23 protein-coding genes are annotated in these 22746 nt (G+C 61.9%); 8 read left to right on the top strand and 15 right to left on the bottom strand.

What is annotated here, in order from left to right:
- Positions 1 to 343: 343 nt before the first annotated feature.
- The 8 genes from AC1DUB_RS19840 to AC1DUB_RS19805 all read right to left on the bottom strand — a co-directional run bounded on the left by AC1DUB_RS19840 (position 344) and on the right by AC1DUB_RS19805 (position 8139).
- Entirely contained in the window at positions 344 to 1444 is a 1101-nt protein-coding gene (locus tag AC1DUB_RS19840; protein ID WP_477730935.1) for an NAD(P)/FAD-dependent oxidoreductase, read from the bottom strand.
- Between the two features lie 68 nt (positions 1445 to 1512).
- Positions 1513 to 1842, bottom strand: coding sequence for a ferredoxin FdxA (gene fdxA, locus AC1DUB_RS19835; protein WP_477716820.1), 330 nt, complete (start codon positions 1840 to 1842; stop codon positions 1513 to 1515).
- An 88-nt stretch (positions 1843 to 1930) separates the two neighbouring features.
- Complete coding sequence (locus tag AC1DUB_RS19830; protein WP_477730934.1) at positions 1931 to 3244, bottom strand: sulfate adenylyltransferase subunit 1; 1314 nt, start codon at positions 3242 to 3244, stop codon at positions 1931 to 1933.
- Positions 3244 to 4200 carry a sulfate adenylyltransferase subunit CysD gene (cysD, locus tag AC1DUB_RS19825; protein WP_477730933.1) on the bottom strand — a complete coding sequence of 319 codons (957 nt, stop codon included), beginning with the start codon at positions 4198 to 4200 and terminating at the stop codon, positions 3244 to 3246. The genes AC1DUB_RS19830 and cysD overlap by 1 nt, the downstream gene beginning before the upstream one ends.
- Positions 4197 to 4982 (bottom strand): phosphoadenylyl-sulfate reductase, encoded by a 786-nt coding sequence (locus tag AC1DUB_RS19820; RefSeq protein WP_477730932.1) that lies wholly within the window; start codon positions 4980 to 4982, stop codon positions 4197 to 4199. The genes cysD and AC1DUB_RS19820 overlap by 4 nt, the downstream gene beginning before the upstream one ends.
- A 10-nt stretch (positions 4983 to 4992) precedes the next feature.
- Entirely contained in the window at positions 4993 to 5400 is a 408-nt protein-coding gene (locus AC1DUB_RS19815) for a DUF934 domain-containing protein (RefSeq protein WP_477730931.1), read from the bottom strand.
- A gap of 39 nt (positions 5401 to 5439) precedes the next feature.
- Positions 5440 to 7266 carry a nitrite/sulfite reductase gene (locus AC1DUB_RS19810; protein WP_477730930.1) on the bottom strand — a complete coding sequence of 609 codons (1827 nt, stop codon included), beginning with the start codon at positions 7264 to 7266 and terminating at the stop codon, positions 5440 to 5442.
- 81 nt (positions 7267 to 7347) lie between these two features.
- A complete protein-coding gene (locus tag AC1DUB_RS19805) occupies positions 7348 to 8139 on the bottom strand; it encodes a sulfite exporter TauE/SafE family protein (protein ID WP_477716814.1) in 792 nt (263 codons plus the stop codon).
- Between the two features lie 289 nt (positions 8140 to 8428).
- Here AC1DUB_RS19805 and AC1DUB_RS19800 point away from each other — a divergent pair, with 289 nt between their 5' ends.
- Entirely contained in the window at positions 8429 to 9646 is a 1218-nt protein-coding gene (locus tag AC1DUB_RS19800; RefSeq protein WP_477730929.1) for an ABC transporter substrate-binding protein, read from the top strand.
- A gap of 73 nt (positions 9647 to 9719) precedes the next feature.
- Positions 9720 to 10589 (top strand): response regulator, encoded by an 870-nt coding sequence (locus AC1DUB_RS19795; protein ID WP_477730928.1) that lies wholly within the window; start codon positions 9720 to 9722, stop codon positions 10587 to 10589.
- Positions 10590 to 10656: 67 nt separating this feature from the next.
- Here the strand turns inward: AC1DUB_RS19795 and mnmC are convergent, their stop codons facing one another.
- Both mnmC and AC1DUB_RS19785 read right to left on the bottom strand, forming a co-directional pair.
- Positions 10657 to 12570, bottom strand: a complete 1914-nt coding sequence (mnmC, locus tag AC1DUB_RS19790) for a bifunctional tRNA (5-methylaminomethyl-2-thiouridine)(34)-methyltransferase MnmC2/FAD-dependent 5-carboxymethylaminomethyl-2-thiouridine(34) oxidoreductase MnmC1 (protein WP_477730927.1) — start codon at positions 12568 to 12570, stop codon at positions 10657 to 10659.
- Between the two features lie 41 nt (positions 12571 to 12611).
- Entirely contained in the window at positions 12612 to 12887 is a 276-nt protein-coding gene (locus AC1DUB_RS19785) for an oxidative damage protection protein (RefSeq protein WP_477730926.1), read from the bottom strand.
- A gap of 132 nt (positions 12888 to 13019) precedes the next feature.
- Between AC1DUB_RS19785 and AC1DUB_RS19780 the strand changes: the two genes are divergently transcribed.
- Positions 13020 to 14048, top strand: a complete 1029-nt coding sequence (locus tag AC1DUB_RS19780; RefSeq protein WP_477730925.1) for a sulfate ABC transporter substrate-binding protein — start codon at positions 13020 to 13022, stop codon at positions 14046 to 14048.
- 211 nt (positions 14049 to 14259) lie between these two features.
- On the opposite strand, the gene AC1DUB_RS19775 is transcribed toward AC1DUB_RS19780, so the two are convergent.
- The 3 genes from AC1DUB_RS19775 to AC1DUB_RS19765 all read right to left on the bottom strand — a co-directional run bounded on the left by AC1DUB_RS19775 (position 14260) and on the right by AC1DUB_RS19765 (position 17655).
- Positions 14260 to 15279 (bottom strand): Bug family tripartite tricarboxylate transporter substrate binding protein, encoded by a 1020-nt coding sequence (locus AC1DUB_RS19775; RefSeq protein WP_477730924.1) that lies wholly within the window; start codon positions 15277 to 15279, stop codon positions 14260 to 14262.
- 120 nt (positions 15280 to 15399) lie between these two features.
- Positions 15400 to 16614 carry a CaiB/BaiF CoA transferase family protein gene (locus AC1DUB_RS19770; RefSeq protein WP_477730923.1) on the bottom strand — a complete coding sequence of 405 codons (1215 nt, stop codon included), beginning with the start codon at positions 16612 to 16614 and terminating at the stop codon, positions 15400 to 15402.
- A 45-nt stretch (positions 16615 to 16659) separates the two neighbouring features.
- A complete protein-coding gene (locus AC1DUB_RS19765; protein WP_477730922.1) occupies positions 16660 to 17655 on the bottom strand; it encodes a hydroxymethylglutaryl-CoA lyase in 996 nt (331 codons plus the stop codon).
- Positions 17656 to 17798: 143 nt separating this feature from the next.
- Between AC1DUB_RS19765 and AC1DUB_RS19760 the strand changes: the two genes are divergently transcribed.
- From AC1DUB_RS19760 to AC1DUB_RS19745, 4 genes are all read left to right on the top strand, one after another.
- Positions 17799 to 18710, top strand: coding sequence for a LysR family transcriptional regulator (locus AC1DUB_RS19760; protein ID WP_477730921.1), 912 nt, complete (start codon positions 17799 to 17801; stop codon positions 18708 to 18710).
- A 309-nt stretch (positions 18711 to 19019) separates the two neighbouring features.
- The gene (locus AC1DUB_RS19755) at positions 19020 to 19385 is read left to right on the top strand and encodes a hypothetical protein (protein WP_477716798.1); all 366 of its coding nucleotides are present in this window, start codon (positions 19020 to 19022) and stop codon (positions 19383 to 19385) included.
- The gene (locus tag AC1DUB_RS19750) at positions 19372 to 19614 is read left to right on the top strand and encodes a hypothetical protein (protein WP_011483276.1); all 243 of its coding nucleotides are present in this window, start codon (positions 19372 to 19374) and stop codon (positions 19612 to 19614) included. The genes AC1DUB_RS19755 and AC1DUB_RS19750 overlap by 14 nt, the downstream gene beginning before the upstream one ends.
- Before the next feature lie 91 nt (positions 19615 to 19705).
- Positions 19706 to 20245: a DsbA family protein gene (locus AC1DUB_RS19745; protein ID WP_011483277.1), complete on the top strand. Its 540-nt coding sequence runs from the start codon at positions 19706 to 19708 to the stop codon at positions 20243 to 20245.
- A 13-nt stretch (positions 20246 to 20258) separates the two neighbouring features.
- Here AC1DUB_RS19745 and AC1DUB_RS19740 read toward each other — a convergent pair whose 3' ends face one another.
- Entirely contained in the window at positions 20259 to 20777 is a 519-nt protein-coding gene (locus AC1DUB_RS19740) for a hypothetical protein (protein WP_477730920.1), read from the bottom strand.
- Positions 20778 to 20998: 221 nt separating this feature from the next.
- Here AC1DUB_RS19740 and AC1DUB_RS19735 point away from each other — a divergent pair, with 221 nt between their 5' ends.
- Positions 20999 to 21316, top strand: coding sequence for a DUF6172 family protein (locus AC1DUB_RS19735; protein WP_477730919.1), 318 nt, complete (start codon positions 20999 to 21001; stop codon positions 21314 to 21316).
- 23 nt (positions 21317 to 21339) lie between these two features.
- Here the strand turns inward: AC1DUB_RS19735 and AC1DUB_RS19730 are convergent, their stop codons facing one another.
- Positions 21340 to 22608, bottom strand: coding sequence for a DEAD/DEAH box helicase (locus AC1DUB_RS19730; protein ID WP_477730918.1), 1269 nt, complete (start codon positions 22606 to 22608; stop codon positions 21340 to 21342).
- Positions 22609 to 22746: the final 138 nt, after the last annotated feature.

The raw sequence follows: 22746 nt of genomic DNA, 5'->3' as shown, positions 1-22746 counted from the left end.
GTCTATGGCCGGTCGGCATGTTGGGCGCCGCAAGGCAGCAGCTGGAGCCATGCTTCCCTGCGCGAGGATGACTTCAAACGGGTTCAAAGGGACTTTCTCAGTTGCTGCGCGCCACGGCGGCAAGCAGCGACATTCCCAGCGGATGTACGAACAATGCGGTTTTTGATTCTAGATGATGACCCCACAGAGGGGCTAAATAACAGGCTAAAAGACGGAAGGTGATGGATGAGTCAACTGATAAGCCAAACCGATGGGCGGTGACAGACCGGTCCCGCGCAACCATCCACAGGCACAAAAAAGCCCGCACGCGGCGGGCTTTTTGGAGGCATCTATCTGGGTGGACTCAGTCAAACACCGGCGATTCGACACCCAGCACCTTGTGCAGCTTGGGACTGGTTGTCGTGTATTGCAGATGGATTTTTTTGTCCGGGAAAATAAAGGGCGCAGCACCGAATGCGGCCAGGGCACATTCGTGAAATCCGCTGAGGATCAGTTTTTTCTTGCCGGGGTAGGTGTTGATGTCACCCACGGCAAAGATGCCTGGAATGTTGGTGGAAAACTTTTCGGTGTCCACCATGAGCTGCTTGCGCTCAATATCCAGCCCCCAGTGGGCAATGGGTCCCAGCTTGGGGCTGAGGCCAAAAAATACCAGGAGCACATCGAGCGGTACGACGCGGGTCACGCCATCGGCGCCTGTCACCTTGGCGCCGGTCATTTTTCCATTTTTTTCGTCGTAGCCGGTCACCTGGCCCACGATGAACTGCATCTCGTAAGCGTCGCAGAGTTCCTTCATTTTGGCTACGCTGGCAGGCGCCGCCTTGAACCCGTCACGGCGGTGAACCAGGATCACGCTTTCAGCCTTGTTGGGGCCTTCAGCCACAAAGTTCAATGCCCAGTCGAGCGCGGAATCACCACCGCCAACAATCACCAGATTCTTGCCGGCAAAGTCGGCCGGGTTTTTGACGCGATAAAACAGCTGGGTATTGTCAAACTGCTCCAGGCCGTCGACACGCAGCAGCTTGGGCTGGAAAGCGCCCACGCCGGCAGCAATAAAAATCGTCTTGGTCAGGAATTTGGTGCCTTTGGACGTTTCGACAAAAAAGCGGCCGTCTTCCTGTTTTTCGACAACGCTGACTTCCTGGCCAAAGTGAAAGGTCGCGCCAAACGGCTCGATCTGCTTGAGCAGTGAGTCGGTCAGCTCTTTGCCAGTGCACATGGGCACTGCAGGAATGTCATAAATCGGTTTGTCGGGGTAGAGCTCAATGCATTGGCCGCCGGGATAGGCGAGGGAGTCGATCACGTGGGCCTTGATCTCCAACAGGCCCAGTTCGAACACCTGAAAAAGGCCGACAGGACCGGCGCCCACAATGACGGCATCGGTTTCGATGGGGCCATCATGCTGGGCTGCGGTATTGATCACTTCTTGATTCAGTTGAGGTTCCATTTTTTCTTGACTTGCTTATTAAATAGCTCGGGCTAAATAGCTCGGGCGGGATCGGCAGCGCGCGAGTTTCAGCGCACCAGCTCGTCCAGCTTCGCGGTCTTGTCTTTCCACTCTTCCGCGTCGGGCAGGGCGTCTTTGCGCTTGGTGATGCTTTTCCAGCCCGCGGCGCGGCTCAATTCGGCATTGAGCTTGATGAACTGCAACTGGTCGGCCGGCACATCTTCCTCGGCATAAATGGCGTTGACGGGGCACTCCGGAATGCACACGGCGCAGTCAATGCACTCGTCCGGATCAATCACCAGCATGTTGGGGCCTTCGCGGAAGCAGTCCACGGGGCAAACGTCAACACAGTCGGTGTATTTGCAGCGGATGCAGGATTCGGAGACGATGTGTGTCATGTTGTATTGGCTGATCGGTGGAAACCCTTGATTTTAAGAGGTTTCCAGTAACAGGGTTGATGCAGTGAATTGAAAGTGCCTTGGCAGCTTAAAGAACCAGTGCGGCACCGGATGTTTTGTGCGACGCCGTGTCTACCAGCACCAGCGAACCGAGAATGCGGGACTGCAGGTAAGGCCGCGCCGGAATCGGCTCCAACAGGGCCAACTCGACGACGCCGATGGCGTTCGCGTCCAGGTGCGTTGCGTCGTGGGTCTCCAGAGTATTGATGTTTACCTGGTGGACGATACGCTTGATTTTGGCCTTGACCCAGCGGTGGCCCTGCAAGGCCCAGTACATGCGGCCCGGTACCAGGGGTTCATCGTCCATCCAGGCGACCTCTGCGGTGATTTCGCGCACGCCCAGCGGCGGTTCGAATCCACCCTCGGCCAGCAACCAGTCACCGCGCGATACGTCCAGTTCGCGGTCCAGGATGATGCCGGCGCCGTGCCCGGCCAATACAGCCTTGGGCTGGCGCGTGTGGTCCAGTACCTGGGCCACGGTGGCGGTTTTTCCGCCCGGCAGCACGGTAATCTGCTGGCCCGGTTGTACCGCGCCGCTGGCAATGCGACCCCAGAAGATGCGCCGTCCCTGCGAGGTGTCCGCGCTGGATGAAAACTTCTCCACCCATTGCACCGGAAAGGCAAAAGCCTCCGACGTATCGGCCGGCGTGGCGGGAAGGTGCTCCAGAATCTCCAGCAAGCTGGGGCCCTGGTAATCGCACCAGCCGGGGTGGGCATCCACCACGTTGTAGCCAATCAGGGCCGACACCGGCACGATGGCCTTGACCGGAATTTTTGCCTCATCGGCAAACTTGCTCAAGGCTGCGCTGATATGAGCAAAGGCCAGGGCCGGATTGGCAACCGCGTCGAGCTTGTTGATGGCAAAAACGATGGACGGTACGCGCAGCAGGTCGACCAGCAGCGAATGGCGGCGGGTCTGCGGCAGTAACTCGGGCGAAGGCGCCTCCCAGCTCAGTTTGGTGGCATCAACCAGCACCACGGCGGCGTCGGCGCTCGACGCCGCGGTGACCATGTTGCGGGTGTATTGCTCGTGGCCGGGAGCATCGGCAATGATGAACTTGCGGCTCTCGGTAGAGAAATACCGGTAAGCCACGTCAATGGTGATGCCCTGTTCGCGCTCGGCAGACAGGCCATCGGTCAGCAGCGCCAGGTCGGTCTCACCGCCGCGCTGCACGCCGGCCAGGTGGTCCTGCAGCACGGCGCGGCTGTCGACCAGCAGGCGGCCAATCAGTGTGCTCTTGCCATCGTCGACGCTGCCACAGGTGACAAAACGCAAAGCGGCACGCGTGTCCTGGGCAGTAGCAGCTGCGGCCAGACTGGTTGTTTCAACAAGCGTGCTCATCAGAAATATCCTTCTTTTTTCCGCTTTTCCATGGAGGCATCGGAGGTTTTGTCGTCCATGCGGGTGGCGCCGCGCTCGCTGACATCGGCGGCGAGCGTTTCAATCACGATCTCGCCCGCTGTGGCTGCCGGGCTTTCCACCGGGCAGGTGCAGGTGATGTCGCCCACGGTACGAAAACGCACGGTTCTTTCTTCGGCCTGTTCACCGTCGCGCAGTGGTGTCAATTCGGTCACGGGAACCAGCAGGCCCTTGCGCTCCACTACCTGGCGCTGATGGGCGTAATACAGCGAAGGCAGCTCGATCTTCTCGCGCTCGATGTATTGCCACACATCCAGTTCCGTCCAGTTGGAAATCGGAAACACGCGGAAGTGCTCGCCGGGCTGCAGGCGGGTGTTGAACAGCGTCCACAGTTCGGGGCGCTGCGCCTTGGGTTGCCACTGGCCAAAGGCGTCACGGTGCGAAAAAATTCGCTCCTTGGCGCGGGCTTTTTCCTCGTCACGCCGGGCGCCGCCGATCAGGGCGTCAAAGCGGAATTCGTCAATGGCCTCGAGCAGGGTGACCGACTGGTGCACGTTGCGGGATTCGCCCGGATGCGCCAGGCGCACCGTGCCGCGTTTCATCGAATCTTCGACACTGCGCACTACCAGGTTGGCGTCCAGCTGCTTGGCGCGGTAGTCCCTGAAGTCGGTCACCTCATGGAAGTTGTGGCCGGTATCGATCATGAGCAGCGGGTAGGGAATGCTGCCGCCACGTTCTTTGTCGATAAATGCCTTCTCGGCGCATTTAAGCAAGACCAGCGAGTCCTTGCCGCCGGAAAACAGCAGGGTGGGGCGCTCGAAAGCGGCGGCCACTTCACGCAGGATGAAAATGGCTTCCTCCTCCAGCGCGTCAAGATGGGCGTTGCTTAGAACATGGGGTGGATTACTGAGCATATGGGGTTCGGTGCGGGCGTTCATGTGGGGACCTGCCGGATGGGAATGATGCTGGACAGGGGTTCAAAGGCAGCGGGCTCCTGGGCTTCATGGGTGCCGTCGGCCGCCACATGCAGGCCGCACTCCTTGGCGCTTTCCTGCTCCCACCACCAGCGGCCGGAGCGGAAGTCTTCACCGAGCGTGACGGCGCGGGTGCAGGGTGCGCAGCCGATGCTGGGGAAGAACTGGTCGTGCAGCGGGTTGTAGGGAATGGCGTTCAGCGCGATGTAGTGCCATACATCGCCCCAGGTCCAGTCGGCCAGCGGATTGATTTTCACGCGCTCGGCCTGCTGCTCGATGTCATGCACTTCGGCGCGGGCGCTGGACTGCTCACGGCGCAGGCCGGTCAACCAGCCGTTTTTGCCGGCGAGGGCGCGTTCCAGCGGCTCCATCTTGCGGATGTGGCAGCACTGTTTGCGCAGATCCAGGCTTTTGTACATGGCGTCGGTGCCGTTGGTCTGTACAAAAGCGGAGGCTGCGCCGGCATCGGGGCGGTAAAGGTCAACCTTGCGCTGGTAGCGCTCTTCGATCCGGCCGACCAGCGCCAGGGTTTCGGCGTGCAGCATGCCGGTGTCCAGCACAAAAATGCTGCAGTCAATGCCGGCTTCCTGCAGCAAATGCGTGACCACCATGTCTTCCGCGCCCAGGCTGGAGGCCTGGGTCAGCGGGGCATGGCTGGCGGCGGATGATTTCAGCAAGGCCAGGCTGCGTGCGAGTTTTTCCGCAAAGTCTGGCGACGCCTTCGCGTAAAGGGAAATGGCACCCATGGTCTGACTTTCAGGTTGCAGAGGATATTGCCGCGGTCACAAAATGCGGCTGGATGTCGATTGCATCGCCCTGGTACTTGCCCACGCCGTAGCCGGGGTAGGCGGCCAGCACGCGCTGGGCGATGGCCATGTCCTGGTCGGCGCGCAGCACGGCCACGTCAAAGCCGCTGCGCTCCATTTGCGCCAGCTGGTCGACCAGCACATCGCCAGTGGCGCGGATCTCGCCCTTGAAACCGAGCCGGCGACGCAGCAGGAAGGCCTGGCTGAAGGCCCGGCCGTCAGTGAATTTGGGAAAGTTCAGGTCAATGCGGTCCACGCCCTCAAGGGAGACCTGGAATGGATCGGCGTCATTTGCCAGTTCAATGACATTTTGGCCTGCCGTCCCCGTCGAGTGGGCGCTAGAAGCTATTAATTTCATGATGATTTTGTCCTTGGAAGGTGCGGCCAGGTGGACGCTTCAGGCGGCCGTTTCGGCCGTCTCGGCGCGGGTGGCGCTAAAACGCGCACCATTCGCAGCAGTCTTGAAGGGCTCGGCACCGACGCGCCGCAACGTTGCAATAAAGGTCTCGCCAGCTTCGCGTTGCTGCCGGTAGGTTTCCAGCACCGCTTCGATCACTTCGGGGACTTCAGCCGCCGAGAAAGAGGGGCCGACGGCCTTGCCCGGCACGGCAGGGCCAGACAACATAGAGCCGTCAGAACCGCCCAGTGACACCTGGTACCACTCCTTGCCGTCTTTATCAACGCCCAGGATGCCGATGTGGCCGCTGTGGTGATGGCCGCAGGAGTTGATGCAGCCGCTGATGTGCAGGTCGATCTCGCCGAGGTCGTGCAGTTCGTCCAGGTCCTGGTAGCGCTCTGTGATGGCTTCGGCAATCGGAATGGACCGGGCATTGGCCAGCGAGCAGAAGTCGCCGCCGGGGCAGGCAATCATGTCGGTCAGCAGCTTGATGTTGGGCTTGGCAAAACCTGCCTTGCGGGCGGCGCGCCAGAGCTCGGGCAGCTCGTCGCAGCGCACCCAGGGCAGCAGCAGGTTTTGCTCGTGCGTCACGCGCACTTCACCGGCGCTGAAACGGTCGGCCAGGTCGGCGGCAGTCTCAAGCTGGGCCGCCGTGGCGTCGCCGGGGGCCTGGCCCAGGCGCTTGAAGGACAGCGTCACGGCGCGCAGGTCCGGGTTTTGGTGCGGCGCGACGTTTTGCTGCAGCCAGCGGCCAAATTCGACATCGTCTTCGGCCGCAGCGCGCAGGATGTGGGCGATCTTGGCGTCGGCTTCCTTGCGGTCGCAGCTGAGGGTGGGCGCCACGAAGCAGGCGGCCACGCGGTCGTATTCGGCTTGCGTGATGGTGTGCGGGCCACCGTCGTGCTCCATGATCTGCTTGTATTCGGCCTCGACGTCGTCGATGTAGCGCTGCCCTTCAGCCTTCACCAGAATCTTGATGCGGGCTTTGTAAATATTGTCACGGCGGCCATAGCGGTTGTACACGCGTACAACGGCTTCCAGGTAGTTCATGATCTGGTTCCAGGGCAGGAACTCGCGGATCACCGTGCCGATGATGGGCGTGCGGCCCATGCCGCCGCCGACCAGCACCTTGAAGCCCAGCTCGCCCTCGGCGTTGCGCAGCAGTTGCAAGCCCACGTCGTGCCAGCCAATGGCGGCACGGTCTTCCCTGGCGCCGCTGATGGCGATCTTGAACTTGCGCGGCAAAAAAGAGAACTCGGGGTGCAGCGTGCTCCATTGGCGCATGATTTCGCCAAACGGGCGAGGGTCGGCGATCTCGTCGACCGCAATGCCGGCACGTTCGTCGCTGGTGATGTTGCGGATGCAGTTGCCGCTGGTCTGGATGCCGTGCATGTTGACGCTGGCCAGCAGGTCCATCACGTCGGCTGACTTGTCCAGCGGAATCCAGTTGTACTGGACGTTCTGGCGCGTGGTGAAGTGGGCGTAGCCCGTGGTCAGTTTTGAATGCACCGACTGGCCGTTTTTCAGCGGAATGGCGCCCAGCTTGTCCTGGGTGGCCTGCGCGCCTTCGAGCAGGGCGGCATTGGGCTGGTCGTATTCGCGGGCAATTTTGGCCAGCACACGCAGCTGGGCGCTGGAGAGCTCGCCGTAAGGCACCGCCACGCGCAACATGGGCGCATAACGCTGCACATACCAGCCGTTTTGCAGTCGCAGTGGCCGAAATTCGTCTTCGGGCAACTGGCCGGCCTGCCAGCGCGTGAGCTGGTCGCGGAACTGGTCGGCGCGGGCTTTTACGAACTGGCGGTCAAATTCTGTGTATTGGTACATGGCTGTCGGGGTATCAAACGGTTCAGGATGAAACGGTTTTCAGGGAGCTGCGTGAGCTACGGAAGGAAAAATAGTAGCCGACTATATCGAAATGAGCTTCACGCCGGCGTAGGCCAGCAGGACGGACAGCAGGGAGCGGATCACGCGGTCAGGCGTTTTATGCATCAGGTGCGAGCCCAGCCAGATGCCAGGCAGCGAGCCGGCCAGCAGCTTGATGAGCAAAGACCAGTCTACTGAGCCTATGGAAGCGTGCCCCAGGCCCGCCACCAGCGTGAGCGGCACCGCATGGGCAATATCGGCAGCCACAATGCGCGACAGGGGCAGGGTTGGGTAAAGCAGCATCAGCACGATCACGCCAATGGCGCCCGCGCCCACAGAAGTCATCGTGACCAGAGTGCCGATAACGGCGCCAAACAGTACGGGCAGCGCCCAGTGATGGGCACGGGTCGCCTCGCCCAGCAGTTCGGCGGCGATTTTCTTGGGCACCACTTTGCCGCGAAAGACCTTGTAGAACGTCGCAATAGCCGTCAGCAGCAGCGCCAGGCCTAGCGTTGTCGTCATGATGGTCTGGGTTGTCGGATTGGCCGGCCCCATTCGCTGCAACACGTACAGGGTGAGCAGCGACGCGGGCAGGCTGCCGGCGGCAACCTGGCCGACAATGCGCCAGTCCACGACCCGGGCGCGCGCCAGGCTGACGGTGCCGCCCATTTTGGTGAAGGCGGCGAACAGCAGGTCTGTTCCGATGGCCAGATGGGGCTTGATGCCGAAAAAGAAGATCAAGAGCGGCGTCATCAGCGATCCGCCGCCCACACCCGTCAGGCCGACGACCAGGCCCACGGCAAATCCTGCAAATACAAAGGCAAATTCATGCATAAGCCGGAAAATGTAAGTGGGCGGCTTATAAAAACAAACTACACATTTGTTCTACCTTTATGCGAATAAGCTTATTTGCATGTGTTTATAACGCTTTGCCCGGTTTGGGTGGGGCGTGAACCTGGCTGCGGAGATCGGACTCAACAAGGAGCTGCAGGCGCTGGTACAGTCCGTGCTTCCTCTTCCTGACCGGGGCCTTCCGCGCCTGCCAACACACTGCCAACCCCACTGTCACCCACGGCCAGCATCCTTGCCAGTTGGACCGAGTGGCTTATTTTTGGAGAAAACCGTGAAATTTACGAAATCCACCTGGCTGGGCAGCCTGTTGCTGGCCTCGGTGACTGGGGTGCTGGCGCAAGCCGGCTCAAAGCCGCCGATCAAAATCGGCGAAATCAACAGCTATTCGACCATTCCACAGTTCACCCAGCCTTATCGCCAGGGCTGGCAGCTCGCCGTGGAGGAAATCAATGTGACGGGTGGCCTGCTGGGGCGCAAGGTGGAGGTAATCGCGCGCGATGACGCCGGCAAACCCGAGGAAGCGATGCGCCATGCCATCGAGCTCACATCGAAGGAAAAAGTGGACGTCCTGGCCGGCGGCTTTCTGTCCAATGTAGGCTTGGCGCTGGCCGATCACGCCCTGAAGAACAAGAGGGTGTATGTGGCCAGCGAGCCGCTGACCGACGCCCTTGTGTGGGATAAAGGCAACCGCTACACCTTCCGCTTGCGCCCGAGTACTTATATGCAGGCTGCCATGCTGGTTGAAGAGGCTGCCAAACTGCCCGCCAGGCGCTGGGCCACCATTGCCCCCAACTATGAATATGGCCAGAGCGCTGTCGCCAGCTTCAAGGAGTTGCTCAAGGCCAGGCGGCCGGATGTGGAGTTTGTGGGTGAGCAGTGGCCGGCGCTGGGCAAGCTGGATGCCGGCACCACGCTGCAGGCCACCATGCAGAGCAAGCCCGACGCCATCTTCAATGTGACCTTCGGCGCCGATCTGGCCAAGCTGGTCCGGGAAGGCAACCAGCGTGGAATTTTCCCCAAAACGCCGGTAGTTTCCCTGCTTTCGGGCGAGCCCGAGTACCTGGATGTGCTGAAAGATGAAACACCCAAGGGCTGGATCGTGACCGGCTACCCCTGGGACCAGATCGATTCGCGGGAGCACGCCAGTTTTGCGGCCAATTACTACCGACGTTTCAATGAGTACCCCAAGGTGGGCTCGGTGGTGGGCTATGCCACCATGCAGGCCATTTTTGCAGCGATCAAAAAAGCCAACTCCACCGACAACGAGAAACTGGTGACGGCCCTGCGCGGCCTGAAGTTCTCCACGCCATTTGGACCGGCTGAATTCCGGGCGGTGGATCACCAGTCCACCATGGGGGCCTACGTGGGCAAGCTCGACCTGCGCGGCCACAAGGGCACGATGGTGCAGTGGCGCTATGCGGATGGCAAGGCTTATTTGCCCAGCGATGCCTATGTCAAGGCACGCCGTCCGCCTGATGCCATGAAGTGATCTGCTGGTGATGCGCACCATGAATTTTCGGGACACGCAAAAGCGTGCTGAATCCCCGCATAATCACCTCCAAATGGCATACATGGGCGATATGGGCGGCGAGGCAGTCAATCGAATTTTTGTCAAGGTGTTCGGGTTCAGTGACGTGGAGCGCCACGCCCTGAACACGATGTTTCGCCTTTCCGAGAGCCGGTCAACGGCTTATGCGCTCTGGACGGCGGCGGCTCCCCAGGCTGCAGAGATGGCGCTGATTGATGGAGACAGCTGGGAAGCCGCGCTGGAGCTGGCCAACCCCGCCCATGACAGTCTCAAGCTCATTTGGGTTGGTGACAGGGCGCCTGCCAGGGCGAGCCTTGTCGTGGCCCGCCCGCTTCAATGGGCAGCCGTGATTGATGGCATGGATGAGCTGTTTGCGCTGGACATGTCGCCGGCAATTCAACATGACCTTCCTGAGTTCGACCTCGACTTGCCTCTCGGGCCTGAATCCTCTCCCGTGCCGGATACGAACCTGAACCTGAACCTGGACCTGGATTTTGAGTTCACCACCTCCTCGGCACTACTGGAGCCAGCGTCCGGGATCTGCCGGCCCCACGCCTTGGTGGTCGATGCCAGCCATGATGCCCGTCTGTATATGCGGGCTCGGCTGGCGATGGCCGGGCTGATGCATGTTGACGAAGCCGCCAGCGGCGCAGAAGCGCTGCAATGGCTGAATAACCGGCTCTACAAGCTGGTCATCCTGGACCTGGAGCTGCCGGATATGGACAGCTGGCGGTTGGTCAAGCAGATGGGCGAGGCACGCCCGGCAATCGACTCCCTGATACTGACCGGAAGCAAGGCTTCGCGATTCGATGCGGCGCGCGGCTGGTTGGCGGGCGCCCGCGCCTGCCTGTGCAAGCCTTTGCATCCCGGGAAGCTCGAGCACCTGCTGCTCAGCCTGACCTGACGCTGTCGCGTCTCCCCGCGCCCCGGCGCCCCCGCACGCTGGTGAGCTGACCCGGCTACAAATTCCTTCAGTCTTTCGACACCGGCTTTGCCTCGCCGTACTGAGGTAGCAAGGCCTCGGCCAAGCGCTGCTCCAGTGGCAGAGGCTCCGCATGAAGCCTGGCGGCCAGCAGCTCCGCGCAGAGCGTGGCAAAGGTCAGTCCCCGCGATCCCATGCCGCTGCATAGCCAGAGGCCGGGCGCCGCCAAGGGTCCCAGCGCGGGCAGGCGGCTGGGTGTTGCGCAGCGCACGCCGGCCCACGCCTTGACCTGTCCCGCCTCAAATTGCGCGGTCAGTTTGTGTGCCGTATCCGGAAGCAGTGTCTGCAGCCGGCCGAGATTGTGCCGGTCGTCTTCAGGCTTAAGCTCATTGAGGACGTTGTCCCGTTCAAAGGTCGAACCCGTGACCCACGCAAGCTCGTTGGCCATACCGTTGATGGGCAGCGCGGGAATCAGGCTGCCGTGGCCGTTGACCGGAAATGCCGGCAGCGCGTTAGCGGAGCCCGGTGGGTGCAATGCCCAGGAGACCTGGCCACGAATGGCCTGCAGAGCCAGCGGCGGGGCTGTTGGCGGCAAGGCTGCTTCGGCCAGTGCACGACTGGCATAACCCGCAGCCAGCACCACCAGCTCAGCGCGCGCCAGCACCTGCCCGCGGGCATCCAGCACTTGCCAGGAATCCGCCTGGCGGACGAGCCGGCTCGCGACTGCGCGCCCATGAAACTCAACGCCTGGCGATGCCAGCCAGGTTTTAACAAGACTGGCGGGTTTGATCCAGCCCGCCCGCACGTGCCACAGGGCAGATGCCGAGGCCGGCAGGTGGCATTGTGCAAGGTGCCCGGGTGTGGCCGAACAGGTCCAGTCTTGCGCGGCCTCGACCCAACCGGCCTGCCAGGCGGCCGGCATCCTGCGCGCATGGTCCACGCAATGCTCCAGCACGCCGGTGGGGTTCCAGTCGCTGCCAGCGTGCAGCAGCGTTTGGGCTTGGTGCAGTGTGGCCCTGACCCCGCTGCGCGACAGGCGCGAGAGCAGGCTGTCGTCGGGCGACACATGCGGCGCCAGCACACCCGCGGGCAGGCCGGACGCGCCGCCGGCAGGTGCGTCTGCCGCATCCAGCACCTCCACCTGCCAGCCACGGCGCGCCAGGCTCGCCGCCACCGCCGCGCCGGCCAGGCCAGCGCCGATCACGACGCAACGGCCCGCCCGGTGACGCAGCAGCGGCTGCGTCGATTTTTTGGGTTCCCACGCGGGGTTGAATTCTCCCTGCAGGTTGTCGCGTTTGGGCGGAATGCCCGGCGTTTTCTGCACCACAAATCCGCACTGCGCCAGCGCATCGCGCACACTGCGTGCCACCGTCCAGGTGGCCACGCGGGTACCGCGCCTGCAGCAGCGCGCGACTGCCTTGAAGGTATGCAGATCCCAGATATCCGGTAAATTTTCCGGTTGAAGCCCGGGACTGAAACCGTCGAGGTAGACCGAATCGGCTTCAAACGATTGTTCGCGCAGCATCGCTTTGGCATCACCGATGCACAGCGTCAGCAGCACCCGGCCTTCCTCGAAGGCCAGGCGGTGAAACCCCGGCAACAGGCCCCAGAGCTGCTCCTGCAGTTGCTGCGCAAAAGGCAGCAATTCGGGGTGAACCCGAACGCTGCGCAGCACATCTTCCGCGCTGGCCGGGAATGCTTCTGTAGATACGAAATGCAGCAGGCCAGGGCGCTGCGGGTCGGTTTTCCAGGCTGCCCAAGTCACCAGGAAATTCAGGCCCAGGCCAAAGCCGGTTTCAAGCACACACCATTGCGGTTGCCCGGCCCAGGCTGCGGGCAGGCCGCAGCCCTTCAGAAAAACTTCACGAGCCTGGTCCAGCCCACCCAATTCGCTGCGGTAGCGGTCGCCAAAACGCGGGCTGTAGGGGGTGCCGTCTTTCAGCCACTCAATGCGCTCGGGCATCCGAAATGTTCAGGATGTAAATCTTCGGGGTGTTTACGCGCTCACGGCTGGGTGGGTGGCACGTAGCCCTGTACCGCATCGGCGCCTTCGCCAAAAAAATGCTTTTCCATCTGCCGGGCCAGGTATTGGCGGGCGCGGGCATCGGCCAGGTTGAGCCGGTTTTCATTGACCAGCATGGTTTGCTGTTTCATCCAATCGGCCCAGGCCTCCTTGCTGACTTCTTCCCAGAGGCGCTTGCCCAGTGGGCCGGGATAGGGGGGAAAGTCGAGGCCTTCGGCTTCCCTGCCCAGTTTGATGCATTTGACCATGCGTGCCATTTGAATATTCTTTCGTGGTTATAAGATGTTTTAGGAATAACAAGCTGATTTCTTATTCGTTCCTGTTTCCAATGGCTGCTTCCAGAATCCAGTTTCCCGCATAAACATGCATTTTTGGACCGGAAAGCAACCATGAGTACACGCCGTCACTTTATCAATGTTTCCACCCATGCGGCATTGGCCGTAGCGTTGGCAGGGTCAGTCCTGGCCAGCCATGCCCAGCAACCGGCGGTGACGCTTCTTAATGTGTCCTATGACCCCACCCGCGAGCTGTATGTGGAGTACAACGCCGCCTTCGCCAAACACTGGAAAGCCAAAACCGGCCAGGACGTGACCATCAAGCAGTCGCATGGCGGCTCCGGCAAGCAGGCCCGCTCCATCATCGATGGCCTGGATGCCGACGTGGCCACGCTGGCCTTGGCGGGAGACACCGACGCGCTGGTGAAAAACGGCGGATGGCTCGCCCCCAACTGGCAAAAGAAGCTGGCGCACAACTCCTCGCCCTACACCTCGACCATCGTGCTGGTGGTGCGCCAGGGCAACCCCAAGGGCATCAAGGACTGGGATGACCTGGTCAAGCCGGGCGTCAGCGTGATCACGCCCAACCCCAAGACGTCGGGCGGCGCCCGCTGGAACTACCTGGCGGCGTGGGAGTTCGCCAAGCGCAAATATGGCGGCGACGCCAAGGCCAAAGACTTTGTGGCCAAGCTTTACGGCAATGTGCCGGTGCTGGATACGGGCGCCCGTGGATCGACCATCACCTTTGCGCAGCGCGCCCAGGGGGATGTGCTGATTGCGTGGGAGAACGAAGCCTACCTGCTGGAAAAGGAATTTGGCACCAAATTCGACGTGGTTGCCCCTTCGCTCAGCATCCTGGCTGAGCCCGCTGTGGCCGTCGTCGACAGGAACGTCGACAAAAAAGGCACGCGTGCCGTCGCCGAGGAATACCTGAAGTACCTCTATTCGGAAGAAGGCCAGGACATCGCTGGCAAGAACTTCTACCGCCCGGCGGTTTCCGAGAAGGCCAAGGCCAAATACGCCAAGCAGTTCGCCAAGCTGAACCTGTTCACCATCGACCAGGCCTTCGGTGGCTGGACCAAGGCAGACAAGGAACACTTCGCCGATGGCGGATCGTTTGACCAGATTTACGTGAGGAAATAAACGTCAGGGGTAAACGTCAAAGAACGTCAAAGGCAAATTAGGGAGAAGCATAAAAATGTCACTACAACCTTCCGGGTTGCAATACCTGGCCCGACTTGCGTCCGGCCAGGACTGGCAGGGAAGCCGAGGCTTTTGTCCGCTATCAAAAAACAGAGAAATACAGAGGAATCGGGGGCGCGGATGCCACGAGCCAGCATCCGCGCGACACGGATTACTGCAGTTCGACGCCCGCCTTTTTCACCAGCTTCGCGTATTTCACCAACTCGCTGCGGAAATACTGTGCGGCCGCTTCCGGCGTGCCCGGATTGATGGTGTTGCCCTGTTTGGCCATGGCTTCCTTGACCTCGGGGGTGGCATAAGCGGCAGCCACGGCTGCCTGGATGCGCTTGGCCTCTGCCGCTGGCAGCTTGGCCGGACCAATCACGGCAAACCAGCCTTCCATGTTGTAGTTGGGCAGGCCCTGTTCGGCAATGGTGGGAATGTCCGGTGCGGCGCTCACGCGGGCGCTGCCACCGATGCCAATGGCGCGCAGGGCGCCGCTTTTCAGGTGCGCCTGGACCGACGGCAGCGACAGCACGCCCATCTCGACCTGCCCGCCAATCAGGTCAGCCACCATGGGGCCCACCCCTTTGTAGGGGATATGTTTGGCCTTGACTTGGGCCTCGTCGAGAAACATTTCCGCTGCCAGGTGCAGGATGGTGCCGTTGCCCGAGGAGGCGTAGTTGTAGGCATCGGGTTTGGCCTTGAGCAGCGCCACCAGTTCCTTCACATTGGTCGCCGCAATCCTGGCCGGATTGACCACCAGCACAAACGGCGTGCTGCCGAGCACGCTGATAGGAGTGATGTCGGCGATCGGATCAAAGGGCAGCGATTTGTACACGCTTGGATAGACCACGTGGTTGTTCGACACCACGCTCAGCGTCATGCCGTCCGGTGCCGCCTTGACGAGCGCCGATGTGCCGACGATGCCGCCCGCGCCAGGCTGGTTTTCGATGACCACCGGGTGCCCCAGTGTCTTGCCCATGGCGGGGCCGGCGGCACGGACGATGGTGTCCACGCCCGAGCCCGCACTGACCGGAAGGATAAATCGCACCACCCTGTCGGCGGTCTGGGCCAGCAAGGTCAGCGGTGTACCGATGAAGGTGCTGCCAAGCAGCGCGGCGCTCAGGCCACGCAGGGTTTGCCGGCGCGTTGCCTTGATGGGGGTGAGGGTGGGGGTGGGAACTGTCATGTTTGTCTCCGTTTTGGTGGGCCGTTGGAACTGTCGTTGGAACTATTGAAACTGTGAAACCGGTGAAAATTGCCAGTTGTTAGTTGTTGACGTAGCCGAAGGGGGTTCGCGCCGCCCGGTTCAGGCTACCGCCGCTTGCCGATGCAGCCGTTCGATGTCATCCGAGGCATAGCCCAGGCCCGACAGCAGTTCTCGCGTGTGTTGGCCCAGCGTGGGGGGCTGCAGCCGCACACCCAAGCGCTGGCCGTCCATCGTGAAGGGGCACAGGGTCGTTTTGGCGGTTTGGCCGGCACGCTCGCCGTCGGGCAGCGTGATGTCGGCCAGGCCGCCGGTCGCCAGAAGGTGTTCGTCATCGTACAGTTCTTCGGGCTTGCGGATCGGCGCGAACGGCAGCCCAACCTTTTCGAGCAGCGCCGCCAATTCCGCCGCGCTGCGTGTGGCCAGGCGCTCGCGCAGGATGGGCAGCAGGGTGGGGCGCAGCGTGACGCGTTCGTTGTTGCTGGCATAGCCTGGTTCAGCCTTGAGGTCGGCAAAACCCAGTACATCGCAAAAAGTGGCCCATTGCGCATCGCTGACGGCCGCCAGGAATATCTGCTCGCCATCCTTGACGGTAAACACGTCGTACACGGCCCAGGCTGAGATGCGGTCGGGCATGGGTGCGGCCGGCTGGCCGGTGATGGCGTACTGCAGCATGTGCTGGCCGACCAGAAACACGTTGTTTTCAAACAGGGCCGACTGGACCTCCATGCCCTTGCCGGTGATGCCGCGCTGAATCAGCGCGCCCAGCACGCCAATGGCGCCAAACATGCCGCCCATGATGTCGTTGACGCTGGTGCCGGCGCGCAACGGATCGCCGGGGCGGCCCGTCATGTAGGCCAGGCCGCCCATCATCTGCACCACTTCGTCCAACGCGGTGCGGTGGTCGTAGGGGCCAGGCAAAAAACCCTTGTGGCTGGCGTAAATCACGCGCGGGTTCGCGGCGCTCAGGGCGGCGTAGTCAAGTCCGTACTTGGCCATGGTGCCAGGCTTGAAGTTTTCGGCCACCACATCGGCGCTGGCGCAGAGCCTGCGCGCCACTTCCGCACCGGTGGGGTCGTGCAGATCGATGCCTATGCTTTTCTTGTTGCGGTTGAACATCGGGAAAAAGCCCGAGCCGGCGCCCAGCAGGCGGCGGGTCCGGTCGCCGTCGATCGGCTCGACCTTGATGACCTCGGCCCCCATGTCGGCCAGCACCATGCCGCAGGTGGGGCCCATGACCATGTGGGTGAATTCGACGACGCGCAAGCCGGCCAGTGGCTGGGGGGCGGCTGAGGCTGAGGTTTGATTGTTTTGCATGCCGCTATTCGTTCTTCGTTGATCTGGAGTGTTGATCTGGAGTGGTTATGCCGTGGCGGTGGTCCGCATGGTTTTCGGCAGGCCGGCGCGCCACAGGGTGCCGTGCAGGGTTTCGCCTTCCAGCCAGTGGGCAACCTGGGTGCGCAGGGCCATCAGCCTGTCGAAGTCGATGCCGGTTTCAATGCCCATGCTGGCGAACATGTAGGCCAGGTCTTCGCTGGCCACGTTGCCGCTGGCGCCCGGTGCGTGCGGGCAGCCGCCAATGCCGGCCAGGCAGGCGTCGAAACGCGTCACCCCTGTTTGCAGCGCGGCGTACACATTGGCTACGCCCATGCCGCGCGTGTCATGAAAGTGGCCGCAGGCCAGCCGGTCGCCGGCTATGGCGAACGCAGCCTCGAACAGGTCTTGCACCATGGCCGGGTCGGCATAACCCACGGTGTCTGCCAGGCCGACCCGGTCCACCCCGGCGTCCAGCACCAGCTGCAACAGGCGCAACACCTCGGACGGCTCGACCCGGCCCTGCAGCGTGCAGCCAAACGCCGTGCTAAAGCCCACCTCAATCAGGATTTTTGAGCCCGAGGCATCACGCGCCGCACGGATGCGGCCAATCTCCTGCACCACTTCATCGGGCGTCTTGCGCAAATTGGCCAGGCTGTGGGCATGGCTGGCCGACAGCGGCAGCAGCATCAGGTCGGCGCCCGATTCGATGGCGCGCTCGGCGCCCCTGAGGTTGGGCACCAGCACCGAGGTGACGAGTCCAGGCAGGGTTTTGGCATAGGCCACCAGCTCCGCCGTGTCGGCCAGTTGCGGCAGCAGCCGTGCCGGCACAAAAGAGCCGACTTCGATTTCGCGCTGGCCGGCGTCGTAGGCATCACGGATCCACGCCAGCTTGCGCGCGGTGGGCATGACGGTGGCAATGCTCTGCAACCCGTCGCGCAGGCCTACTTCGCGAATGCTGACTTGCCGAGGCAGGGCGGGCTTGGCGGATAGGGCGGACGGGGCGGCTTGGGGGGAAACCGAAGCGCTTGAAAGCATGTTCACTGACTGTCTCCAGGTATTTTGAAATTTAGAGGTGCAGTTTAGAATTTCCCGATTGGTTGTGGTTATCAATTTTGGAACCTTCTGCGTTCCGTATCAGAATATCTAAAGCGGATAAACGAGTCCTGCGCAACCGGAGCTGCCCCATGAGAGACCTGGACATGACCACTCTGCGGCTGTTTGCCGCCGTGTGTGAAACGCGCAGCATCGCCCGGGCGGCCGAGCAGGCCAACATCGTCGGTTCGGCCATCAGCAAGCGGCTGGCGCAGCTGGAAGACACGGTGGGTACCTCGCTGCTGGTGCGCCGGCGCCGCGGCGTCGAGCCCACACCCGCCGGTGAGAGCCTGCTGGAGCACGCGCGTACCATGCTGGCCAGCGCTGAGCAGATCGAGCGCGACATGGCCGCTTATGCGCTGGGCGTGCGCGGCCAGGTTCGCATCCTGGCGACGGCATCTGTCATGGCGGAGTCGCTGGCCGATGATGTGGCGGCCTTTTTGCAGGTACCGGCGCATCACGATATCCAGGTCAGCATGGAGGAGCGTGTCAGTCCTGACGTGATTCGAGGCATCAAGGAGGGCGTGGCTTCGGTCGGTATCTGCTGGGATGCCGCCGACCTGACCGGCCTGCAGTCGCGCGGCTACCGCCGCGACCACCTGGCCATCGTGGTCCATCCGTCGCATCCGCTGGCCCGGCACGAAACCCTGAGCTTCGAGCAGACGCTGGATTACGAGCATGTCAGCCTGCCGGTGCAAAGCGCCGTGCAGATGCTGCTGCAGCGCGCAGCCGCACTCAAGGGCAAGGCCATCATGCACCGCGTGATCGTGTCCAACTTTGAAGCCGTTTTGCGCGTGGTGCGCGCCAACCTGGCCATCAGCGTGGTGCCGCGCGAAGTGGCCGAGCCATATGCCCGCACTTATGGGTTGCGCGTGGTGCCCCTGCTCGATGCCTGGGCCAGTCGCCGCTTTGCCATCTGCTTTAGAGATGCATCCAGCCTGTCAGCGGCGGCGCAACTGCTGGTGAGTCATTTGGCCGCAAAGGAGAACGAGGGGGCGGAGTAGCGGTTTTATGGGGAAAACCGGTCAAAAAGCGGTGGGCGGCCCACGATGCACCATGCTCCTGCACCTCCGGTGGCCGGGGTCGCCGATACGGCTGAAAAGACCTGCTCCAAGCCGGGGAAAGCGGCCGAATTGCTTTTAGCGGTAAAATTGGTCTCCAACCCATGGCAGACAAGCACCGGAGGCTATAAAAAATATAGCATTCAGGGCACACCCAGACTATGCCGAAATGGCTCTGGCGACCGGCACAAGTAAACATGCGCCGGTGCTGCAAGTGCTTGTATTTGGGGAAGGAACCCCCAGTTTCTTTTCATGAACGCCACCAAATCACAGCCTCCCAAAACCAACCTCACGGTAACGCACGTGCTGGCCGAACTGCTTGAGCGGCTGGAGCACAGTGCCGAGCCGGTGGGTGCCGAGCAGTACCTGTCCGTGGTGCAGCACCTCGTCAATGAGCTCAGCGAAGTTGAGCCCGGCGTGGCGCTGGGCGCCTTGCTGGATACCCATCCGGCTGCCGCTGAACTCTATGAAAACGTCAACTACCAGTATGCGGGCCTCTGCCGCTCCGCACTGGACGCCTCGCTGGCTGCAGAGCGCGAGGCTAAAGCGGCCATTCATCAGGCCATGAACCGTTCAACAACCCAACCCAAGGAAGATCCAAACCATGGCAAGAGCTGACGCCAAAACCGCTGTCCTCGCTGACGGCCTGCGCTACAAGTCCAAGGTGTCGGGATCGCCGTTTGCCGCCACCACGTCTTTTGGTGCTGCCACCATGTCGTGTTTCATGTGCGGCAAGCATCGCGCCCGCTCCCTGATGGGCACCCGAAAGGTGCTCGGCAAATCCCAGGCGGTGTGCTCCCCCTCGTGCAAGGCGCTGGATGAGGCGCTGGAGAATGCGGCCGGCTAAGCCCCGCATTGATGCATTGATCATGGGGCTGCCCCTGGCGCATACTGCCTGAAAAATGCACAGATAAAGGCGCACGTAAAAGGTGACTGCCATGAAAACCCGGGACTCGCTGCTAGCTCCTGACGGGGCAACCGATCACATCCGTGGCCAGTCATTCGCCGCTGTCACGGTGATTGAGTACGGCGATTTTGAATGCGCGCTATGCCTGCAGGCCTACGCGGGGCTGAAGGTGATGCTCCCGCATTTCGGCCAGCAGTTGCGCTTTGTATTTCGCCACTTCCCGCTTCGGGAAATGCATCCGCACGCCGAGCTGGCCGCTGAAGCGGCGGAAGCGGCCGGCGCCCAGGGCAAGTTCTGGCCCATGTACGAGCTGCTTTTCACGCACCAGCAACACCTCACGGAAAAGCACCTGCTCGACTACGCGGAACAGGTGGGTCTGGACATGCCGCGGTACCGGAACGAAATGAGAGACCATGTCTACCTGCAGCGCGTGCAGGAGCACATACTGGGCGCAAGGCATCTGGACATACGCTCGACCCCCGCGTTTTATGTCAACGGCGTGGTCACCGATGTTTCATTTGGCCTGCAGCACCTGCACGAGGCAATCGACAAGGTGCTGCTGGCCGCCTGACGCTCTTCGCAGCTCAGCGAGCAGGCGCCACCAGTGCGTCGGCCAGCGCGGCATTCCTGCTGTGCAAACGTCGCGCCTGCAGTGTCGCGCCAATGAAGAACAGCACAAACAGTACCCCGGTCAGCACCTTCAGTTCCGGCGCTTCCGCGTTGGCCAGCAACGGTGCACCCAGCGGCAGGCGGGTCGATGTTTCAGTGATGGCGGGGATCAGGTGAAAGAGAAAAGTCGCCGAGTAGCTGACGGTTTCCACATAGGGCGATGCACGGCCCAACAGTTTGCCGCGGCCCGCCACGGCCGCCAGCAGTAATGCCAGCAGTGTGATGACGCCCAGCACATGGGGCTTGCCGAAGCCGCCATGCTGGAAGATGCCAAAACCGGTCAGGCAGGTGAGGATGGTGGTGACCACATAGACCTTGCCGAGCGTGGACCTGGCCAGAATTTCCTTGTCGCGGAAAAAAGCCATCACACCCGCGGCGACAGCAACCAGGCTGATTGCGGTGTGAATGGTTCCTAGAGGCGTTAAACCGAGCATGTCAATCTCCTTTGATAAAGGAAGTCGCGAGGTGCACAGGGCACGCGAAATCGCAAGCAAACCCTGTGCCGGGCAGATTGTGGCCTTTGCTGGCTGTTTGGCCTAGACCCGTGCCAGGGGCCGATAATCGGGTTCTTTTGAACCAGGCTGCGCAATTTTGATGCGCCTGCCGGCGGCATTCGCCACACACCTGACACACCAATGACACACCAGGGATACCCGTGAGAAAAACGTACCAACTCAACATCGAAGGCAAGAACCGCGACCGCCTGCTCGACGCCGCCAAGCACGACATCCGCAAATACATCAAACGCGAACGTGCCAAAGCCTTGCCGGCGGGCGTTGATTTCTGGGACTTTGACTGCAAGTCAGGCGCCAGCGAAGCCACGGCTTCCGGGGTGCCGTTTGCTGACTTGATCAGTTCCGTGGATGCCCTGGTGAAAGAGGGCGGCGACCAGTTTTATGTGGAGGTGGTGAGAAAGCACGGCCACCGCGCGGCCCGGCCCACCGCTGCCGGGAGCGAAGCCGATACGCAATAGGCGCAGCTTCGCTGTCCGCCTTGCTATTTATCCTGCGTCTGCGCGCGTGCGGCTGCTTCGCGCAGCTTGTCTTTTTTGCTCGGGCGTTTGCCCTTGATACCGCCGGTTGAGGCGGGATCAGCAGCGTTGGGCGCCTGCGTCTCAAGCGGTTCAAACCCTGCAACCTGTTCACGTGGCACCGTGATGCCCTGGCGTTTTTCGATCAGCTTGAAGTGCGCTTCAGTGCCCGCACTCACAAAACTCACAGCCAGCCCGCTTTCACCCGCCCGCCCGGTGCGGCCGATGCGGTGCGTGTAGTCCACCGCTGAGCGGGGCAGGTCATAGTTCACTACCACCGGCATCTGCGCAATGTCAATGCCACGCGCGGCCACGTCGGTAGCCACCACCACCTGCACGGCCTTGATCTTGAAGTCCCGCAAAACCTGGGTGCGTTTGCCCTGGCTCAGCTCGCCATGAAAGGGCTCGGCCTCGATGTGCACTTTACGCAGTTTGTCTGCAACGATTTCTGCGGCGTGTTTGGTCGCCACGAACACCAGCACACGCTCCCACTTTTCGGTTTGCACCAGGTGGCGCAGCAGTTGCGTCCGGCGGCTGGCATCGACCTCAATGGCGCGCTGCGCGATGTCGGGCTTGGCCTCGGGTGTCGCCTGCACTTCAATGCGCAGCGGGTTGTGCAGCATGCTTTCAGCCAGCGCCTCGATGGCTGGCGGGAACGTGGCCGAGAAAAACAGGTTTTGGCGCCGGGGTGGAAGCTGCTCAAGGATGCGGCCCAGTTCTTCGCCAAAGCCCAGATCCAGCAGGCGGTCTGCCTCGTCCAGCACCAACGTGCTCACTTCAGAAATTTTCAGTGCGTTGTGTTCAAGCAGGTCGATCAGGCGCCCCGGAGTGGCCACCACGATGTCCGCGCCACCGCGCAGGTTCATCATCTGCGGATTGATGGACACGCCGCCAAACACCACAGCTACCTTGACGCGCTGCGGCAGGTATTTGGCAAAGCCGGCGATGGCTTCACCCACCTGCGCCGCCAGCTCGCGCGTGGGCACCAGGATCAGGCCCCGGGTAGGCCGTGGTGTTCCAGTGGGCGCGTTTGCCAGTTGCTGCAGCATGGGCAATGCAAACGCGGCTGTTTTGCCCGAACCGGTTTGGGCCGAGCCCACCACGTCGCGCCCCAGCAGGATCGCCGGAATGGCTTGCGACTGAATGGCGGTGGGTGCACGGTAGCCTTTGTCGCCAATGGCGCGCAGAAAAGCCGGCAACAGCGCCGGCGAGAAGCCCAGTGAAGAAAATGGCATAGACAAAGGCTCAGGAAGGTGAAAGACGGGTGCGGGCCGACTTGCGGCGGGCGAGTGTGGTCGTCGGCTGGCGCGGTTTGTGGCCCCAGGGCAGGGGCGATACATTGCCGCCCGAAGCTGTGAGTTTAAGTCCGGTGC

The sequence above is a fragment of the Polaromonas sp. P4_F9 genome (genome assembly GCF_056401235.1).
Note: the sequence above shows the minus strand (reverse complement) of the source record. Positions and strands in the feature narration are given on the sequence as shown.

Excerpts from the sequence above, each read along its gene's own strand:
- AC1DUB_RS19840 (WP_477730935.1), bottom strand. The coding sequence starts at position 1,444 with ATGGAACCTCAACTGAATCAAGAAGTGATCAATACCGCAGCCCAGCAT.
- fdxA (WP_477716820.1), bottom strand. The coding sequence starts at position 1,842 with ATGACACACATCGTCTCCGAATCCTGCATCCGCTGCAAATACACCGAC.
- AC1DUB_RS19830 (WP_477730934.1), bottom strand. The coding sequence starts at position 3,244 with ATGAGCACGCTTGTTGAAACAACCAGTCTGGCCGCAGCTGCTACTGCC.
- cysD (WP_477730933.1), bottom strand. The coding sequence starts at position 4,200 with ATGAACGCCCGCACCGAACCCCATATGCTCAGTAATCCACCCCATGTT.
- AC1DUB_RS19820 (WP_477730932.1), bottom strand. The coding sequence starts at position 4,982 with ATGGGTGCCATTTCCCTTTACGCGAAGGCGTCGCCAGACTTTGCGGAA.
- AC1DUB_RS19815 (WP_477730931.1), bottom strand. The coding sequence starts at position 5,400 with ATGAAATTAATAGCTTCTAGCGCCCACTCGACGGGGACGGCAGGCCAA.
- AC1DUB_RS19810 (WP_477730930.1), bottom strand. The coding sequence starts at position 7,266 with ATGTACCAATACACAGAATTTGACCGCCAGTTCGTAAAAGCCCGCGCC.
- AC1DUB_RS19805 (WP_477716814.1), bottom strand. The coding sequence starts at position 8,139 with ATGCATGAATTTGCCTTTGTATTTGCAGGATTTGCCGTGGGCCTGGTC.
- AC1DUB_RS19795 (WP_477730928.1), top strand. The coding sequence starts at position 9,720 with ATGGCATACATGGGCGATATGGGCGGCGAGGCAGTCAATCGAATTTTT.
- mnmC (WP_477730927.1), bottom strand. The coding sequence starts at position 12,570 with ATGCCCGAGCGCATTGAGTGGCTGAAAGACGGCACCCCCTACAGCCCG.
- AC1DUB_RS19785 (WP_477730926.1), bottom strand. The coding sequence starts at position 12,887 with ATGGCACGCATGGTCAAATGCATCAAACTGGGCAGGGAAGCCGAAGGC.
- AC1DUB_RS19780 (WP_477730925.1), top strand. The coding sequence starts at position 13,020 with ATGAGTACACGCCGTCACTTTATCAATGTTTCCACCCATGCGGCATTG.
- AC1DUB_RS19775 (WP_477730924.1), bottom strand. The coding sequence starts at position 15,279 with ATGACAGTTCCCACCCCCACCCTCACCCCCATCAAGGCAACGCGCCGG.
- AC1DUB_RS19770 (WP_477730923.1), bottom strand. The coding sequence starts at position 16,614 with ATGCAAAACAATCAAACCTCAGCCTCAGCCGCCCCCCAGCCACTGGCC.
- AC1DUB_RS19760 (WP_477730921.1), top strand. The coding sequence starts at position 17,799 with ATGAGAGACCTGGACATGACCACTCTGCGGCTGTTTGCCGCCGTGTGT.
- AC1DUB_RS19755 (WP_477716798.1), top strand. The coding sequence starts at position 19,020 with ATGAACGCCACCAAATCACAGCCTCCCAAAACCAACCTCACGGTAACG.
- AC1DUB_RS19750 (WP_011483276.1), top strand. The coding sequence starts at position 19,372 with ATGGCAAGAGCTGACGCCAAAACCGCTGTCCTCGCTGACGGCCTGCGC.
- AC1DUB_RS19745 (WP_011483277.1), top strand. The coding sequence starts at position 19,706 with ATGAAAACCCGGGACTCGCTGCTAGCTCCTGACGGGGCAACCGATCAC.
- AC1DUB_RS19740 (WP_477730920.1), bottom strand. The coding sequence starts at position 20,777 with ATGCTCGGTTTAACGCCTCTAGGAACCATTCACACCGCAATCAGCCTG.
- AC1DUB_RS19730 (WP_477730918.1), bottom strand. The coding sequence starts at position 22,608 with ATGCCATTTTCTTCACTGGGCTTCTCGCCGGCGCTGTTGCCGGCTTTT.